The organism is Paraburkholderia sp. Cpub6 (genome assembly GCF_014201065.1).
Classification (GTDB): domain Bacteria; phylum Pseudomonadota; class Gammaproteobacteria; order Burkholderiales; family Burkholderiaceae; genus Paraburkholderia; species Paraburkholderia tuberum.
Genome location: NZ_JACHDM010000002.1, coordinates 401,442 through 418,097 on the forward strand (window position 1 = coordinate 401,442; position 16,656 = coordinate 418,097).

Annotated in this window: 14 protein-coding genes, 2 tRNA genes and 2 pseudogenes; 8 read left to right on the plus strand and 10 right to left on the minus strand. The window is 61.4% G+C overall.

The window, feature by feature from the left end:
* Window positions 1-58: 58 nt before the first annotated feature.
* Window positions 59-457: pseudogene (locus tag HDG33_RS06600) on the minus strand (tyrosine-type recombinase/integrase); the annotation flags it as partial.
* 300 nt (window positions 458-757) lie between these two features.
* On the opposite strand from HDG33_RS06600, the gene HDG33_RS06605 reads away from it, so the two are divergent.
* Window positions 758-2,521: a serine hydrolase gene (locus HDG33_RS06605; RefSeq protein ID WP_184023200.1), complete on the plus strand. Its 1,764-nt coding sequence runs from the start codon at window positions 758-760 to the stop codon at window positions 2,519-2,521.
* Between the two features lie 251 nt (window positions 2,522-2,772).
* A complete protein-coding gene (locus HDG33_RS06610) occupies window positions 2,773-3,774 on the plus strand; it encodes a hypothetical protein (protein WP_184023202.1) in 1,002 nt (333 codons plus the stop codon).
* A 197-nt stretch (window positions 3,775-3,971) separates the two neighbouring features.
* On the opposite strand, the gene HDG33_RS06615 is transcribed toward HDG33_RS06610, so the two are convergent.
* Window positions 3,972-4,829: a PA4780 family RIO1-like protein kinase gene (locus HDG33_RS06615; RefSeq protein ID WP_184023204.1), complete on the minus strand. Its 858-nt coding sequence runs from the start codon at window positions 4,827-4,829 to the stop codon at window positions 3,972-3,974.
* Between the two features lie 631 nt (window positions 4,830-5,460).
* On the opposite strand from HDG33_RS06615, the gene HDG33_RS06620 reads away from it, so the two are divergent.
* Complete coding sequence (locus HDG33_RS06620; RefSeq protein ID WP_184023206.1) at window positions 5,461-6,237, plus strand: hypothetical protein; 777 nt, start codon at window positions 5,461-5,463, stop codon at window positions 6,235-6,237.
* A 10-nt stretch (window positions 6,238-6,247) separates the two neighbouring features.
* Entirely contained in the window at window positions 6,248-6,664 is a 417-nt protein-coding gene (locus HDG33_RS06625; protein WP_184023210.1) for a DUF4279 domain-containing protein, read from the plus strand.
* Between the two features lie 239 nt (window positions 6,665-6,903).
* Here HDG33_RS06625 and HDG33_RS06630 read toward each other — a convergent pair.
* The 3 genes and pseudogenes from HDG33_RS06630 to hemN form a co-directional block, all read right to left on the minus strand.
* A pseudogene (locus HDG33_RS06630) lies at window positions 6,904-7,656 on the minus strand (tyrosine-type recombinase/integrase); the annotation flags it as partial.
* Window positions 7,657-7,857: 201 nt separating this feature from the next.
* Window positions 7,858-7,942 (minus strand) — tRNA-Leu (locus HDG33_RS06635).
* A gap of 123 nt (window positions 7,943-8,065) precedes the next feature.
* Window positions 8,066-9,451, minus strand: a complete 1,386-nt coding sequence (hemN, locus tag HDG33_RS06640) for an oxygen-independent coproporphyrinogen III oxidase (protein ID WP_184023215.1) — start codon at window positions 9,449-9,451, stop codon at window positions 8,066-8,068.
* Window positions 9,452-9,629: 178 nt separating this feature from the next.
* On the opposite strand from hemN, the gene HDG33_RS06645 reads away from it, so the two are divergent.
* From HDG33_RS06645 to HDG33_RS06655, 3 genes are all read left to right on the plus strand, one after another.
* Window positions 9,630-9,932, plus strand: coding sequence for a YkgJ family cysteine cluster protein (locus tag HDG33_RS06645; protein ID WP_184023217.1), 303 nt, complete (start codon window positions 9,630-9,632; stop codon window positions 9,930-9,932).
* Between the two features lie 84 nt (window positions 9,933-10,016).
* Window positions 10,017-10,610, plus strand: coding sequence for a DUF1439 domain-containing protein (locus tag HDG33_RS06650; protein WP_184023219.1), 594 nt, complete (start codon window positions 10,017-10,019; stop codon window positions 10,608-10,610).
* Between the two features lie 90 nt (window positions 10,611-10,700).
* Window positions 10,701-11,537, plus strand: coding sequence for an undecaprenyl-diphosphate phosphatase (locus tag HDG33_RS06655; protein ID WP_184023221.1), 837 nt, complete (start codon window positions 10,701-10,703; stop codon window positions 11,535-11,537).
* Window positions 11,538-11,608: 71 nt separating this feature from the next.
* On the opposite strand, the gene trmB is transcribed toward HDG33_RS06655, so the two are convergent.
* A complete protein-coding gene (trmB, locus tag HDG33_RS06660; protein WP_184023223.1) occupies window positions 11,609-12,415 on the minus strand; it encodes a tRNA (guanosine(46)-N7)-methyltransferase TrmB in 807 nt (268 codons plus the stop codon).
* Between the two features lie 126 nt (window positions 12,416-12,541).
* Window positions 12,542-12,615, minus strand: a tRNA-Gly gene (locus HDG33_RS06665).
* 224 nt (window positions 12,616-12,839) lie between these two features.
* On the opposite strand from HDG33_RS06665, the gene HDG33_RS06670 reads away from it, so the two are divergent.
* On the plus strand, window positions 12,840-14,423 hold the full coding sequence (locus HDG33_RS06670; RefSeq protein ID WP_184023225.1) for a methyl-accepting chemotaxis protein: 1,584 nt from the start codon (window positions 12,840-12,842) through the stop codon (window positions 14,421-14,423).
* Window positions 14,424-14,481: 58 nt separating this feature from the next.
* Here HDG33_RS06670 and HDG33_RS06675 read toward each other — a convergent pair whose 3' ends face one another.
* From HDG33_RS06675 to HDG33_RS06685, 3 genes are all read right to left on the minus strand, one after another.
* On the minus strand, window positions 14,482-15,045 hold the full coding sequence (locus HDG33_RS06675; RefSeq protein WP_018421532.1) for a YggT family protein: 564 nt from the start codon (window positions 15,043-15,045) through the stop codon (window positions 14,482-14,484).
* Window positions 15,046-15,202: 157 nt separating this feature from the next.
* Window positions 15,203-15,523: an EthD family reductase gene (locus tag HDG33_RS06680; RefSeq protein WP_090801500.1), complete on the minus strand. Its 321-nt coding sequence runs from the start codon at window positions 15,521-15,523 to the stop codon at window positions 15,203-15,205.
* 85 nt (window positions 15,524-15,608) lie between these two features.
* Entirely contained in the window at window positions 15,609-16,544 is a 936-nt protein-coding gene (locus tag HDG33_RS06685) for a Rossmann-like and DUF2520 domain-containing protein (RefSeq protein ID WP_184023227.1), read from the minus strand.
* Window positions 16,545-16,656: the final 112 nt, after the last annotated feature.

Here is a 16,656-nt window from a genome sequence, read left to right on the forward strand (position 1 = left end):
TGTGTCGAATGTCTCATCCTGACCGGACAGCGTCCGATTGCTGTCCGGCGATCACCACTCAGTCTTCCGTCTGTTCGGCCATCTCAAGCGCGTCGTCAACCTCGATGCCAAGATATCTGACGGTACTTTCAAGCTTCGTATGACCAGGCAAAAGCTGTACGGCTCTGAGATGCTTCGTATGGCGATAGATCAACGAGACCTTCGTCCGACGCATCGTGTGCGTGCCATAGGCGGAGTCGTCGAGCCCGATCGATTTTATCCAGCGATGGACGATCCGTGCGTACTGACGGGTCGAAAGATGGGGCGACGCGTGTATTCGCCCCGGGAACAGGAAATCTGAAGGACACAGAGCTGCTGCCTTGATCCAGCTTCCCACGCTATCCCGCGTTTGCTCGGTGATCTCGAATTGCACCGGCCGCTGCGTTTTGCGCCAACCTCGATGGGCGATACCCGACCCGCGAGGGTCGTTCAATTTTCTCCATAACGGCCGTTCGTTCAGGAACGCAGTCGTGGCATTAGCGTTCACTAGTCGAATACTTTTTTATTGTTCCCTGTAGAATTTCTTGCGGTTTTTGACTTGCTCCAGTCTTCACTGCTTCACATCGAAAAGCCATACCGTTCAAGACAGGGTGTGTGCCTCCAAAAAGGCTTCCTGAGTATCCTTTGGCAAATGAGCGCGACGGATTTTGCTCGGCGGCCTCAAATCTGAAGTGCAACCTCTCTCTCGACAATTGACCTTCGAATCAAAGGACGGTAGATGCTAAGCGATCTGGGCGATTTCGACGATTACATAAAAGCACAGGTGCATGAATGGAATGCGCCCGGCATAGGCGTCAGTATTGTAAAAGACGAAAAAGTCATCTTCACGAGAGGCTACGGTTATCGTGACTATGCAAACAGACTGCCGTTTTTATCGTCAACTTTGTTTCCTATCGCGTCGAACACCAAGTTATTTACGGCCATTGCCGCCGGCATTTTGGTCGAAAAGGGCGCGCTGACCTTCGATCAGCCGATCCGCGATGTTGTCCCGAGTTTGCGCTTTTACGACAAGTCGCTCGATGCCGCGGTGACACTACGCGATATGCTCGGCCATCGTACCGGCGTGCCCCGGTACGACATGATCCTGCATAGAGCCGAGTTCTCAAAGAAGGAACTATTCGACCGGATCCGATTCATGAAGCCTATCGCTCCATTTCGATCGAAGCTTATCTACAACAATATGATGTACGAGGCTGTGGGCCACATCATCGAGTTGCTAAGCGGCAAGTCGTGGGATCAATTCGTCCGCGACGAGGTTCTGAGTCCTGTGGGTATGCCCCAGACTGCTTTCACCATTGCCGACATGCTGGCTCATCCGAACCACGCGGTACCGTTCACGGAGAGGCGCGATAGTGAGGCGCTCTGGCAGACACCGTATCCAGAGTTGAACTGGTCGAGTCCAGCGGGGAGCATCGTCTCTAGCCTCGATGATATGAGTCGCTGGCTGGCCGTGTTGATCAACAACGGGGTGATGGCTGGAAAGAAGGTGATTCCGGAGCAGATACTGCAGGCTACTTTGGCGCCTGGGCTCGCATTTCCGGACCCGCTGGGCGACGTCCTTGGTTTTGAGCCGGAGATTAATTCAATCTATGGGATGGGCCGGCAAACCTCTTCGTATCGGGGACATCTGCTTGCGAGTCATGGTGGCGATCTCCGCGCCTTCCATTCGCAGGTCTCGTATTTGCCGCGCGAGAAATTGGGCGTAGTCGTGTTCGTGATCGGGGACCACTGCTCGATGCTGCGAAACGCCGTCGGCTACAACGTCTACGACCGCCTGCTGGGACTGGGGGAGTCGGGTTCGATGGACGCATTGCGCGAGTTCCATTTGAAAGCAAAGCAGAACATGCGCGAGTCGCGCGAACGGGTAAGGCCAAGCGCAATTCCAGACACGCGGCCCTCACACGATCTCGCAGACTACGTCGGTCGCTACGAGCATCCTGCCTACGGGCAACTACATATCTCACTCGACGATTTCCAGCTTCAGTTTCGTTTCCGTCAAACGAAGCTGCCATTGCATCATTACCACTACGACCGGTTCGATACCGACGATGACGAGGCCGAAGGCGCGTGGTCCATGTCGTTTCTGACCAGTCCACTCGGCGATATCGACCGCGTCAGTTTGTGGCTCGACGCGACGGATGCCGTGTTCGTCCGGATTCCGGACGCGCCTGCGCCAGGTGTGCTCAAGCAGCTTACCGGCACGTACCAGGCTGCTTTCGGCGCCAAGTGCGCGATCAAGCTGCGGCGCGACAACCAGCTCATGCTGCACTTTCCAGAGGCTCCTGCGGAAGTTTTAACTCCGCTCAAGGGTCTTCAGTTTCGCAACCCGAAATGGCCACAAAGGACATTCGAGTTCGTGATGGAAAACGGGCGCGTGGCCGCATTGAGGCACTGGAACTCGGTCGCCGAGTTCGTTTTGACTCGGGTCGAGAATGCTGATTCCGCCGATACGATGGAGCATGAAGAGCCGATCGCCGATTAAACCGGGCGGCCCATTATCATCGACAGGAGCTGTATTGGGGAATGCACTGGCGGGTGAGATCGGGAGGGCGCGTTCGAGCTGACTTTCGCTTAAGGCATCCGGCTCATGTCGACCCACAAGGGAAGGTCGCGTTGATTGGACCCAGACACCCAACCAAATGCATCACGCAGAACCCTGCCGCCTGTCCGACCGTCATAAATGCCTGGTCAACGATTCGTAACGTTCGCCGCCAGAGTGATGGAGCCCACACGATGACAATAGCTGCAAGTCCGATTGATCCGATCGCCGCTATTCTTGACGCTTTCAAATCCCACAATGTCGTCGCGCTTTGCGACGGCGGCCACGGCTGTGAGCAAGCATATGCTTTTCGGGTTTCGCTGATCCGGGACCCCCGATTTGCTTACATCGTGAACGACATCGTAGTTGAAAGTGGCAATTCTCTTTATCAGGAGATGATGGACCGGTTCGTTGCGGGGGAAGACATCCCCGAAAATCAACTCCGCCAAGCTTGGCAAAACACTACGCAGCCCCACGATGTGTGGGATCGTCCTGTCTTTGAAGGGCTTTTTCGTGAAGTCCGCGAAGTGAATGCCTTGCTCCCTAAAGACCGTCAGATTCGCATCTTGTTAGGCGATCCGCCGATAGATTGGTCGAAAATCAATAGCGCTGACGATCTCGATAAGGCTTGGAAAGCCATGGGCGACCGCAACACCTGTGCGGTTGAAATTATCCAACGTGAAGTGCTGGCCAGGCAGCGCCGTGCTTTGGTCGTCTATGGCGGCATGCACCTTTTGCGCAAGAACCTGTACTGGCAATTGAAATTCCCAGAGAAGGCAGAGAAACGATTCAACCCGTTGCCGAACACCATCGTTTCGTTGCTGGAAAGCCAAGGCGTCAAAGTCTATTCTGTTTGGACCCCGGTGTTTGGTGATCCGGCGACTTTACAGTCCGACGTCAGCTCCTGGCTGACGCCAAGTCTTGCGCTCATTCTCGGCACTCCGCTCGGAGAGGCGAGCTTTCGATCGTATTATCCGCACGCCATGTTCACTAGGCACGACGACGTCATGGTGGAGATATATGTCGATCCTGTCCGCTCTCCTGTGATGCAGGAGCAGTTCGACGCCATCCTTTATCTTGGGCCGCCTTCCGAGTTAACCTGGAGTGAACTCTCTCCCGCGCTGTCCTCTGATCCGGAATACATCAAAATGCGGTCAGACAGGCTCGCATGGGCCCGCATGGGCGACGGTCGCTAACGCACCGATGGCTGTTTAATTAGATTCGGGACGAATCATGGACGGATTTGCGGTGGCGCGGCAACCGAACGCGACGCTCGGTCCAGCGACGGAAACTGGCCGAACTCGACTATTCTGACGGTGCGCAACCGGTTTCCGGTGCAACATTCGTCGAAGACCTTGTTTCGGGGCACCTTCCGGAGTACATCGAGCACGGGTTATCCGTTCGCGCTCAGTTCCTGCTGTCGCCGCACTCGCGCGTCTTCGTCAAGACGTGTCTCTTCGAGTTCCTGCAGCACGCTATCGAGGTCGACTGGTCGCGTGTCGAGCTCGATGCGGCCGGTCAATTTGACATCGACTTTCAGCTCGCCTGCTTCGAACAGCGCCCAGATCTCCGTTCCGTAATCCGCGCCGAGAATTTGCGGTGCAAACCGTCCGAAGTACGCAGCGAGGTTGTCGACGTCACGCTTGAGCATCGAGGCGGCTTCGTTGTTGGCGGCGGCGTCGATGGCCTGAGGCAGATCGATGATCACCGGTCCATCAGCCGCCAGCAGGATGTTGTATTCGGACAGGTCGCCGTGAATCACACCCGCGCAGAGCATGCGGACAACCTGGTTGAGCAGCAGGGCGTGCAGTTCAAGGGCGCGCGCTTCAGTCAGCTGGACGTCGTTGAGGCGTGGCGCGACGTCACCCGTTGCGTCGACCACCAGTTCCATCAGTAACACCCCATCGGTACAGATATAGGGTTGCGGCACTCGCACGCCCCCGTCGGCAAGTCGGAACAGTGCGTCGACTTCGGCGTTTTGCCACAACTCCTCCTGCATCTGGCGCCCATAGCGAGTACCTTTTTCCATCGCACGCGCCTGCCGGCTGTTCTTGACCTTGCGGCCGTCCCGATACGATGCGGCTTGCCGGAAACTGCGCTGCTTTGCGTCCTTGTAGACCTTTGCACACCGCATCGAGTCGCCGCTGCGCACGACATAGACGGTCGCTTCCTTGCCGCTCATCAACTGGCCGATCACTTCGTCGATGAGTCCTTCGTCAAGAAGCGGTGCAAGCCGTTTGGGTATTTTCATACGACCGACCAGTACGGCTCGTGGCGCGTGCGTTCAAAATGCGTGGAAGGCGAATGGGTCGCTGAGGTGTGCGGAATCGGCGAACCGATGAATCGCGTGGGCGGTTCCGCTCGTCGGGTTGCTGCATGGGGAGTGGAGGAAGTCATGCCGGATTATAAAGGGAGCGAGGGGGAGGCGACTCAAATCAAATCTACTGGCGACTGCGCAGATGCATTGCCGCCGCTCCTGGCCGCTGGCTACTCGCCACGACGGGCAGCGCCCGACCCACAACAAGCATTCGACTTTCTCCAAAGCGGCAACGGTTGCGCAGGTGTCGATTTTTGGTCTCTTCGAGGATGCGCTCGCGGACGTACGCGCCGTATTGGCGCGATCAGCGGCTTCGGGCGAACGATCTGCTGCGCGAGTGCCGCCAGCGGCTGGAAAGGTCATAGACCAGCGGTACGGTCGCTGCCCGCGAGCATCCGCGCTACGGGCGCGAAAAACCGCAATGTTCCTGCTGGCGCTTATTTCCGTTTCATCGAGAGCCGTGGAGATTTTGGGCTGTCGCCCATGTACGGACTGCCTGTCGCACGGTAATTATCTGACTGCTGTCAACCCCGGCAGCGACTTCAGATAGACCATCGACACACCTATGTCCCTGTCCGTATTTGAAATGCACTCCGTGGAGCTGTTCTGCCAGCGGCCACCGGGTGCCTGTTATGTCATCTGCGACGAATGGCACTATAAAGCGTGTCTCGGCAAGGCCGCAGACCTTCAGAGGGCCAGTGCGGAGACCCGGGAATTTCTTGACATTGCCCAACTGAATCACGGGAAGTGGGAGGAGGACCGGAAACTGGTCAGGAATCTCATTGGCGGTCACTGGCTGTTTTTTCATGATGTACGGGACCGGAACCCTGACACCGATGGCTGGTGGGTCATCCTTGCGCTTCTCGAAGAGGTGCGCCGCGGTGCCCTGCTTGCCATTAAAGGCCCTCGCGATAGCCTGTTTCCGTCACCCTACAGCAGCACGCCGTTGAGGGATATCGCAGCGAGGGCCGGTAATCGCCCGGACGGCGAACCTGTGCTGTCTGTCCAGTATGATCCGGCTACCTTGCAAACGCGGCTGAACGCTGCGCGCGCAGTCAGGGCTGGCGATAGAGGCGCATCAACGCTGCTCGGCGACGCGCAGCCGTTTGAGTATGTGCCTGATGCGTTGAGCGGCGATGTCGTTGAACTCGCCGCGAGCACGAACAATCCAAACTACGCGGCGAAGATGCTGGGGTATGACCGCGACACGTTTGGCGACATGGTCCATGCGATGAAATATGACCTCAAGCTGCGAGGCGATGACAATGTCATTTGGCACGATAGTGGGGACGTTGAATTTAGAAAAAACATCATCGGCAATATGCACGACTATGCAAACTGATCTTCATACGATGAACGCACATCAACTCGCACATGCATCATTTTCAATAGCCGGGGATGATTTAGATCCCGAGGTTTGGACCAGATATTTCGGCGTTCCGCCCGACACGGCGATAGTCAAGGGGAAGCGGTTTATGACTCCGTCGGGGCGATTGAGCAGCATGCCGGGGCGTACCGGCGTGTGGGGGGTGAGAAGCAAAGCCGCCGTTCATAGCGACTCGCTGGAACCGCATCTCCGCTATCTTATTGATCGCCTGAATTTGCCGCGAGACGACTTGCGCCAGCTACTCGCAGACAAGGGCGCACAGATGCGTTTCTTCTGTTATTGGGACAACGAGAGCGGCGACCGCGTGCCTGATGTGCCCGACGATATTCGCACCATGATGGAAGCCATGGGCGGCACGGTTGAGATTGATGAATATCGATAGAGCCTCGCTCGAATGCACAAGCCGATCCTCGCGAGTCGGCTTTTTTGTGCGAGCTTGTAAGGCACAGCGCAAGTGTTATGGGCCGCACTTCTGAACTAATCCTCTATGCCGCAAACATGCACGGCCCACGCTTCCATCATCGGGCGGCGCTGTTCCAAATGGTTGTCACGCTGAGGTAGTCAGGCGACCGTCCCGCCTTTGATCGGAATGACTTCGGCCCCGGCCTTGATCCGGTCAAGGTAATCGGCCCACTCCTGCATCATCTCGCGGCGCTCGCGAATGAATTTTGTGCGGTTGAGCGCACACAAAACCGGGAACGTGTCGGAAAAGGCATCGACGGCCCGCGACATCTCCGCGACCTTGGCGGGCTCGGTGATCGAGGCGAAATGCGTTGTCTGTGCAGGCGGTATTGCGCCAACCAGATCGCGTGCCGGATCGGTTTTGCAATAGCCCTCCTTGATCGCGAAACGGAACACGCGGCTTGTTTCGCTGCGCAGACGGTGAGCCGTAAAGCGAGCGCCCCGGCTATCCACGCGTTTAAGGACCGCCAGAATCTCGGGTGCGTCAATTTCCGCGATGGGTCGCTTGCCAAGCCAAGGAAACGCGTCATTCCTGAAACGCGCAAGCGTTTTTTCACACTGCCCGCTTTCAACGGACTGACCGCGCTCTTCCATCCAGGCGAGCGCAACGGCTTCGAATGAATTGGCAGCAGCAAGGCGGGCGGCGCGTTTCCCGGCCTTTTTGGCTTCCCCCGGATCAATGTTTGCTGCCAGTTTTTCGCAGGCGTCGTCCCGACGCTTGCGGGCATCGGCAAGCGGCACGTCTGGATAGACGCCAAGTGCGAGGCTCTTTTCCTTTCCGGCAAAACGGTACTTGAACATCCATCGCTTGCTGCCTGTTGGCGTGACAAGCAGCAGGCCGCCACCGTCGTACAGCTTCTGCTGTTTTTCACCCGGCTTCGTGTTACGGATCGTGACATCGGTCAGCGCCATGTTTGCGTCTCCGGTTGTCGCGCCGCTGCTGGGGGCGTTTTCCATCCGACGGGCGCTTGAATCGTGGCAACCCCCGAAACGACCCCCTGGTGGGGGTTGTAATCGCTGGTGAACCCTTGGAGACCATAGCAAACAAAAGCCCCGCTCAGCGCTAGCTGTCGGGGCTTCGTGGTCAACCGTTGAAACCGGTTGAAGAGTGTTTGGTGCCCAGGGCCGGAATCGAACCGGCACGCCTTGCGGCGGGGGATTTTGAGTCCCCTGCGTCTACCAATTTCACCACCTGGGCAGATACTGCAGCGCGCGCATCGGGAGTTCAGCGCGCGAGGAAGACGCAGATTATGGCCGAAAATCGGTAGACGGGCAAGTCGATTGCCTTCACCCGCCACAGCGCGTTCGCGGCGAGCGGTGCTCAGACCGTGCGCGAGAATCGTGTGAGCGTCTGCTCGCCCAGATAGCGGTCAAATACCATCGCGAGATTGCGCACGAGCATGCGGCCGGCCATTTGCACTTCGAGCTTGCGTGCGCCGAGCGAGATCAGCCCGTCGTCCTCGAACGAACGCAGGCGCGCGAGTTCCGGCGCGAACGTGTCGGCGAAGTGGATGCCGTACGCCGCTTCGAATTCGTCGAAGCGCAGTTCGAGGTTGCACATCAGCTGCGTGATCACGTCGCGCCGCAGACGGTCGTCGGCGGACAGGCGGATGCCGCGCGCGATCGCGAGCCGGCCCGCATCGATCGAGTCGGTGTAAGCGGGCAGCTCTCGCGCGTTCTGCGCGTACACGTCGCCGACCTTGCCGATCGACGAGGCGCCAAAACCGATCAGATCGCACTCGGCCCGCGTGCTATAGCCCTGGAAATTGCGATGCAGCGTGCGCTGCGCCTGCGCGCGAGCGAGCTCGTCGGTGGGCAGCGCGAAGTGATCCATGCCGATGTACACATAACCCGCTTCAGTCAGCCGTTCGACGACCCGTTGCAGCAGAGCCAGCCGCTCCTCGCTCGACGGCAGCGTCGCGGGATCCATCTGGCGCTGCATCTTGAAGAGCTGCGGCATGTGCGCATACGCGAACACCGACAGCCGGTCCGGCGCCAGTTCGAGCATCGTGTCGAGCGTGCGGCTGAAGCTCGCGACGGTTTGATGCGGCAGCCCGTAAATCAGATCGACACCGATCGAATGAAAACCGTACGTGCGCGCCGCCTGCATCACCGATGCGGTCATCTCGAACGGCTGGATGCGATTGATAGCCTGCTGCACGCGCGGATCGAAGTCCTGCACGCCCAGGCTCAGCCGGTTGAAGCCGAGGCGGCGCAGAAGCGCGACCGTGTCGGGCGACGCCTCGCGCGGATCGACCTCGATCGAATATTCGGCTCGATCGTCGGGCAGAAGTTTGAAGTGCTCGCGCGTCGCGGCCATCAGCTCGGCCATCTCGTCATGCGACAAAAACGTCGGCGTGCCGCCGCCCCAATGCAATTGCGAGACGGGCCGCTGCGTATCGAAACACGCGGCCTGCAAACCGATTTCGCGTTTGAGCCGCTCAAGGTACGGGCGCGCATGCGCGCGATTTCTCGTCACGACCTTGTTGCAGCCGCAGTAGAAGCACACGGTGTCGCAAAACGGAATGTGGAAGTACAGAGACAGATCGGTCGACGCGGCACCCGGGTCGGCGGCGGCGCGGTGATAGTCGGCGGTGTCGAACGATTCGCGGAATTGCGGCGCGGTCGGATAGGACGTATACCGGGGACCGTTCGCGCTGTAGCGCGCGAGCAGGTCGGGGCGGAACAGGGTGTCGGTTTGGGGCATGAGCGGTGTCGGACGGTGGGCGGCTCTCGCAGCGTGCCGCGTGTCATGGTCAGTCAGCAGCTTCGAGTTTACGTGCGTGCCCACGGGACCCGATTGTGTAAAAGGGTCGCACGGACAGGCAGTGGCACAATGCGGGTCTGGCAACACGTTGCCAAGGTTTGAGTTCAGGAAAGATGACGTGGATCAAAGGTTGAACAGTGCACGGGTGGACGCTCACGCGTGCCGTCCCGATTGCGGCGCGTGCTGTATCGCGCCGTCGATTTCGAGCCCGATTCCGGGAATGCCGAACGGCAAGCCGGCGGGCGTGCGCTGCGTGCAACTCGGCGACGATCTGCGCTGCGCGATCTTCGGCCGGCCGGAGCGGCCCGCATGCTGCTCGGGTCTGCAGCCGCAACTCGAGATGTGCGGCGCGAATCGCGGCGAAGCGCTCGCGTGGCTCACGCAACTCGAGGCGCAAACACAACCGGCATCCCATCCATGACGCGCGGCATGCGGTAAACGCCGTCGCTGACCACCCCCGTCAACGCAAGCCGATGTCCGCAAGGGCTTCCACAGGAGATTTCGCATGACTCGACCCGCAGCGCCGGCCCGGCGCCGCTTTCTGCGCGCTGCGCTGACCGGCTGCAGCGCGCTTGGCATCACTGTGTCGCTCGCGGCTTGCGCGAGCCCGACGTTTCCGTTCATGCCGTCGCACTACACGTTCTCGCAGAAGCAGGTGCAGGAGGCCGTGCAGCGCAAGTTCCCGTATCAGCGCACGGTGTCGCAGGTGTTCGATGTCGCGCTGAGCAATCCGGTGGTGGGCATGCTGCCCGATGCGAACCGCGTGCAGGTGAAGCTCGACGCGCGTTTCGCGAGTCCGTTCCTGCAGCAGCCGGTCGATGGCGTGTTCACGCTGTCGAGTGAACTTGCATACGACGGGGCGAGCCGTTCGGTGATCCTCAAGTCGCCGAGTGTCGACAACGTCAGCGTGAGCGGCGAGGCGCAGATGTACACGCAGCAGATCAACGCGGCCGCGGCGCTGCTCGCGACCCAATTGCTGACCAACTATCCGATCTACACGTTCAAGCCCGAGCAACTGCAATTTGCCGGCGTCAACTACGAACCCGGTACAATCACGATCCTTACAAACGGCATACGCGTGCAGATCGTCGAAAGATGACTGGCACGCGCGGCCACGTGGGCCGCGCATGCCAGTCATGACCGTGCGGGCCCATTTCGTTGCGACAACCTACCGCGATAAGGGGCACGGATGGACTGGTTACTGGCTTGCAAGGCGCTGATTCTCGGCGTGGTCGAGGGTTTGACGGAGTTCTTGCCGGTGTCGAGCACCGGGCATCTGATCGTCGTCGGCAGTCTGCTGGATTTCTCCGACGAGCACGCGAAGACCTTCGATGTCGTGATCCAGCTCGGCGCGATTCTCGCCGTGTGCTGGGAGTTTCGCCGGCGCCTCGGCGACGTGATCGTGGGGCTGCCGAGCCGGCCCGAGGCGCGCCGCTTCGCGCTGAACGTGATCATTGCGACGATTCCGGCAGTCGTGCTCGGCCTGCTGTTCGAGAAGTCGATCAAGGAGGCGCTGTTTTCACCGGTGCCGGTCGCGTTTGCGCTGGTCGCGGGCGGCGTCGTGATCCTGTGGGCGGAGGCGCGTCAGCGCGCGCGCGGCGACGCGGCGGTGCGGGTGCGCAGCATCGACGATCTGAGCCCGCTCGATGCGTTGAAAGTCGGCCTCGCACAGTGCTTCGCGCTGATTCCGGGGACCTCGCGCTCGGGCTCGACGATCATCGGCGGCATGCTGTTCGGCATCGAGCGCCGCGCCGCGACCGAGTTTTCATTCTTTCTCGCGATTCCGATCATCTTCGGCGCGACGGCCTATGAGCTGTACAAGGACTGGCACCTGCTCACCACCGACGCGCTCGGCAGCTTCGCGCTCGGCTTCGCGGCCGCGTTCGTCAGTGCGTTCGTCTGCATCCGCTGGCTGCTGCGCTATGTCGCGTCGCACGACTTCACGGTGTTCGCGTGGTATCGGATCGGCTTTGGCCTGCTGATCCTGCTGATCGGTTATAGCGGCGGGTTGAGCTGGGCCGATTGAGATTTGCCGTGCGATGAAAAAAATTCCGCGTATGTGCGGACCTTTTTTCGTTGGCTTGCCGTCTCGTCGCGTTACGCGGCGCCGCGCTTGCGGAACACGAGGTCCCACACGCCGTGGCCGAGCCGCAGGCCACGCCGTTCGAACTTCGTCACCGGACGATAGTCGGGCCGCGGCGCGTAGGTGTCGGCGGTGTTTTCGAGCAGCGGATCGGCGCCGAGCACTTCGAGCATCTGTTCAGCGTAGTTCTGCCAGTCGGTCGCGCAATGCAGATACGCATCCGGCTTCAGACGCGACACGAGCAGCGCGACGAACTTCGGCTGGATCAGCCGGCGCTTGTGATGGCGCGCCTTGTGCCACGGGTCGGGGAAAAAGATGTGCACGCCGTCGAGGCTGTCGGGCGCGATCATGTGCTGGAGCACTTCGACCGCGTCGTGCTGGATGATGCGGATGTTCGTCAGCGACTGCTCGCCGATCAGCTTCAGCAACGCGCCGACGCCGGGCTCGTGGACTTCGATGCCCAGGAAGTCGTCGTCGGGACGCTGCGCGGCGATCTCCGCGGTGGTGGCGCCCATGCCGAAGCCGATCTCCAGCACGCGCGGCGCTTCGCGGCCGAACACGCCGGTCCAGTCGGGTTGTTGTGGTGCATACGGCACGACGAAGCGCGGGCCGAACTCATCGAGCGCGCGGCGCTGGCCGGTCGACACGCGACCCGCGCGCGTGACGAAGCTGCGGATGCGGCGGTGATGAAGCGTGTCTGCCGGCGTTGCACCCGGCGTGCCGTCGAGGTCGTTCGTCTCGTTGCCGGCGGGCTGGTCGGCTGCGCTCGTGGGGGGCGGGGCGTCGTCCGGGAGACCGGAGTCGTTTGGATCGTGGATCATCGTCGATGCTGCTGCAAGGGTGAGGGCTGCGCGGCTTGCGCGCTGTGCCGGGCCGTTGCCACTACAAAAAAGCCGCCTTCAGGGAGGCGGCTCTTGCTGGATTCCGCTGAACACTCAGCGGGAAAGTGGAGCGGGCGATGGGAATCGAACCCACGGCTCTAGCTTGGGAAGCTAGGGTATTACCATTATACGACGCCCGCAGAACTCGCGATTTTACAGGCTTTTGGGCCGTTTGGGCAGGGGTATGGCTCGCGCGCACGAGCAGCCGACCTGTCTTTTCGCTTCTGCGGTTCGAACGGCGCGAGCCTTCAGACTTTGTCTGCGCCTGCCGTTAATCCGGATACTGCCCAACACCGTACGCTTGCGCACCCGCAAGCCGGCACGAACCCGGCGCTTCCCATCCCGATCAAGAGATTTTCCCAAGATGCAGTGGCTTTCCAATCTGAAACTGAGCCAGAAGCTTGTCGGCTCGTTGATGCTGTGCGCGTTCGTAACGGCCATCGTCGGCACGGTCGGTGTGCTGAAGGTGCGCGAAGTCGCGACGATGCAAACCGAAATGTACGACCGCGAATTCGTGCCTGTGCGCGACGACGGCACCGCCGCGTGGCAGGCCGCTTCGCACTTCCGGCGCCTCTATTCGTACATCCTGAATCCGGAGCCGGCAGGCCGCGCCGATACGGTGCGCCTGAATCACGGCGGTGAAGCGGCGATCCTGTCGGCATTCGACTACGAGCGCAAGCATGCGACCACCGACGCGCAGAAGCAATTGCTGAGCGACTTCGACGCCGCCTATCCGGCCTATATGAGTTCGGTCGCGAAGGTGATGGCGCTGGCCGATCAGGGCGATCAGACCGGCGCGCTCGCCGAGCTCAAATCGACCACCGACCCGCTGCACGTCAAGCTGCGCACGCTGATGATCAAGCTGTCCGACGTGCGGGATGAGTTGGCCAGGCAGCGTGTCGCGAACGGCGTCGAGATGGTTCGCTCGGTGACGTGGTGGATCGCGAGCTGCGCGGTCGTCGGCGTCGCGGTTGCGATCGGCCTGGGGCTGCTGGTGACGCGCGCGGTCGTGCGGCAGATCGGCGGCGAACCGGCCGAAGTCGCGAAGGTCGTCGAGCAGATCGCGGGCGGCGACTTGAGCCAGCGACTGCACACCGGCGCCGCCGACGACGGCAGCATCTTGCGCGCGGTCGCGCACATGCAGGAGCGTCTCGCGGCGACGATCGGTTCGATTCGCGAAAGCGCCGAGTCGGTCAGCATCGCTTCGCAGCAGATCGCGAGCGGCAACATCGATCTGTCCGCTCGCACCGAAGAGCAGGCCGCTTCGCTCGAACAGACCGCGGCGAGCATGTCGGAATTGACGCAGACCGTCACCCGCAACAGCGACAACGCGCGCAACGCGAGCGCGCTCGCGACTGAGGCTGCACAGGTCGCCAACACCGGCAACACTGCCGTCGAGGGCATGGTGCGCACCATCGGTGATATCAGCGGCAGTTCGACGAAAATCTCGGAGATCACCGGCGTGATCGAGGGCATCGCGTTCCAAACCAATATTCTCGCGTTGAACGCGGCGGTCGAGGCCGCGCGCGCGGGCGAGCAGGGGCGCGGTTTCGCGGTGGTCGCGAGCGAGGTGCGCAACCTCGCGCAGCGCTCGGCGAGCGCGGCCAAGGAGATCAAGGAGATGATCACGACGTCGGTCGCGATCATCGAAGGCGGCACGCAGCAGGCAGCCGAAGTCAGCACGACGATGGCGGATATCAAGGCCGCGATTCATCGCGTGTCGGATATCGTCAGCGAGATCGCAACGGCCTCCGAAGAGCAGAACCGCAGCATTCACCAGGTCGGTCAGGCCGTCACGCAGATGGACGAGACCACGCAGCGGAACGCGGCGCTCGTCGAACAGGCCGCGGCGGCCGCGCAATCGCTCGAGACGCAGGCGCGCAAGATGAAGCAGACGGTGTCGGTGTTCCGGACGGGGGAGAGCCGCGGTTTCGCAGCAGCCGTGTAGAAGCCGCGCCGACTCAAGCGGCCGCCGCGCGTGAGCCCAACTTTCCCGCGCAATCAGCTCAGATCACAAAATAAGTCAGCTGAACCGCCGCGCGCGTGACGACCATCTGCAGCACCTGCACGATCACGAACAGCAGGATCGGCGACAGATCGATACCGCCGAATTTCGGCAGCACGCGACGCAACGGATTCAGAAACGGCGCGGTCAGCTGATACAGAATCGGCATCGCGGGAGAACGCGGATTGAGCCACGACAGCAGCGCCATCAGGATCGTCATCCAGATGATCAGATTGAGCGCCCACTTGATCGCGGTGAGCACCGCGACGATCAGCAGCGTCGGCACGAGCGTCAGCGGATCCGCGCCCGTCAGCACGATCATCAGGACGACGTAGATGATCGCGGCGATCAGCGTCGCGACCACGCTCGCCCAGTCGATGTTGCGCGTGCTCGGCAGGATGCGTCGCAGCGGCAGCACGATCCAGTTGGTCGCCTGCAGCACGGCGTTCGAGACCGGGTTGTACGGCGGCAGGCGCACAACCTGCAGCCACGCGCGCAACAGCAGCGCAGCGCCAAACAGCGTGAAAACGGTATTGAGCAGAAAACGGGCGATATCGCCAAACATCTCGTGTCCTTATGCTTCTGATGACGGCCGCTGACCGGCCGCGGGCTGCCGGCGTCGCCCGATCGGTGCGTGCCGGCGGTTTTCTGGATTTACCCGGTTAGCCAACCGGAGGTTCGACGTCATTGCGCGCCGCCTCCCGATGGCTGTCTGTCCGGCATCACACGGAAATCCGGACCTCGCTGATCAGGATTGTGCCGTTGCCGCCGTCGGTGTAGTTCGGGATATCCGCTAATAGTTGCTCGGACGCGGGCTTGAACACTTTATAGAAGTCGTCCGCGCTATCGAACAGGAAGTGTCCCGCGGCCACGTAAGGCGGTGGCGTGCCGGGCGGCCCGGCGTTCAGGCCCGCGTCGACCGACCAGCCTTTCAGCGCCGGCCCGAACAGCTTCGCCGCGAGCGGCATATGGGTCGCGCAGTAGTAGTCCATGTCGAAGCGGCCGTTTTCCCGGTACGGGTAGAGGATGCTGACCTTGATCATTGTGCGTTCTCGTCTGTTGGTCCCGAAGCGCGGCGCGGGTCGTCGCGTGGTTCGCCCGGCGTGCCGGACGTCACATTATCACGGCTTACTTGACCCTTGCACCTGCCGCGGCCTGATTCAGCGAGCGGCCCAGCGATTCTTCCACAGCTTCGGAGATCGCTTCAATCGTCGCGGCCGGCGTTGCACGACGTCGGGCGAGGTTGACGGCGCGGCGCGTCAGCAGACCATACAGCGCGGCATGGTCGCCGCCGAAGCCTTCGAGCAGCGCGAGCTGCTTCTCGACGACACCCGTGTCGCCGCGCGATACCGGCCCCGCGAGCGCGTTCGGCAGGCCTTTGTCGCGCGCGGTTTCGATCGTGCCGGCGAGCATCGGCAGCAGCGCGCGCAGCGCGTCGTCTTCGGCGAAGCCGAGCGTGCGCCACAACGCCACGCATTCGGCGAGGCTGCAGAGCGCGAAGCTCGCCGCGTAGTGCGCGGCGGCGTGATACAGCATGCGGCCGCCCGGCGGAATCGACAGCGGATGGCAGCGCAGCGCGAGCGCGAGCGCGGTCAGCGTCTCCTTCAGTTCGCCGTCGGCTTCGATCGTCACCGAGCAGCCGACGATACGCTCGAGATCGGCGAGCTCGCCGCTAAATAGATACAACGGATGAAAGCCGCCGATCGCCGCGCCCTGATCGCGCGCCGGCGCGAGCAGTTCGACCGGCGAGGCGCCGCTGCAGTGCACGAGCGCTTTGCCGGGGTGGCTTGCCGCATCGCCCCCAAAGCGGAGTGTGTGCGCTGTCGTACCGATGCTGTCGTCAGGAACGGCTAAAAAAACGATATCGGCGGCGTCGACGGCCTGTTGCGGGTCGTCAGTGACCGCGCAGTGTGCGATCTGGTCGGCGAGCCGGCGCGCGGAATCGGCCGAGCGGCTCGCCACCGCGGTGACCGGATAGCCGGCGCGCGCAAACGCGAGCGCGAGACAACGCGCGAGCCGCCCCGCGCCGATGAAGCCGACGCGCGGCAAGGAAGACTGGGACATGGTCACCTGCTCCAGACGGATCGTGTGAACGGGAAAACAGCAGTATCTCGCATCCGGCGAAGCGCGGCCGCGATCCGGCCCCTTGCACGGTTCGACAGCGGTCGTCGGATGA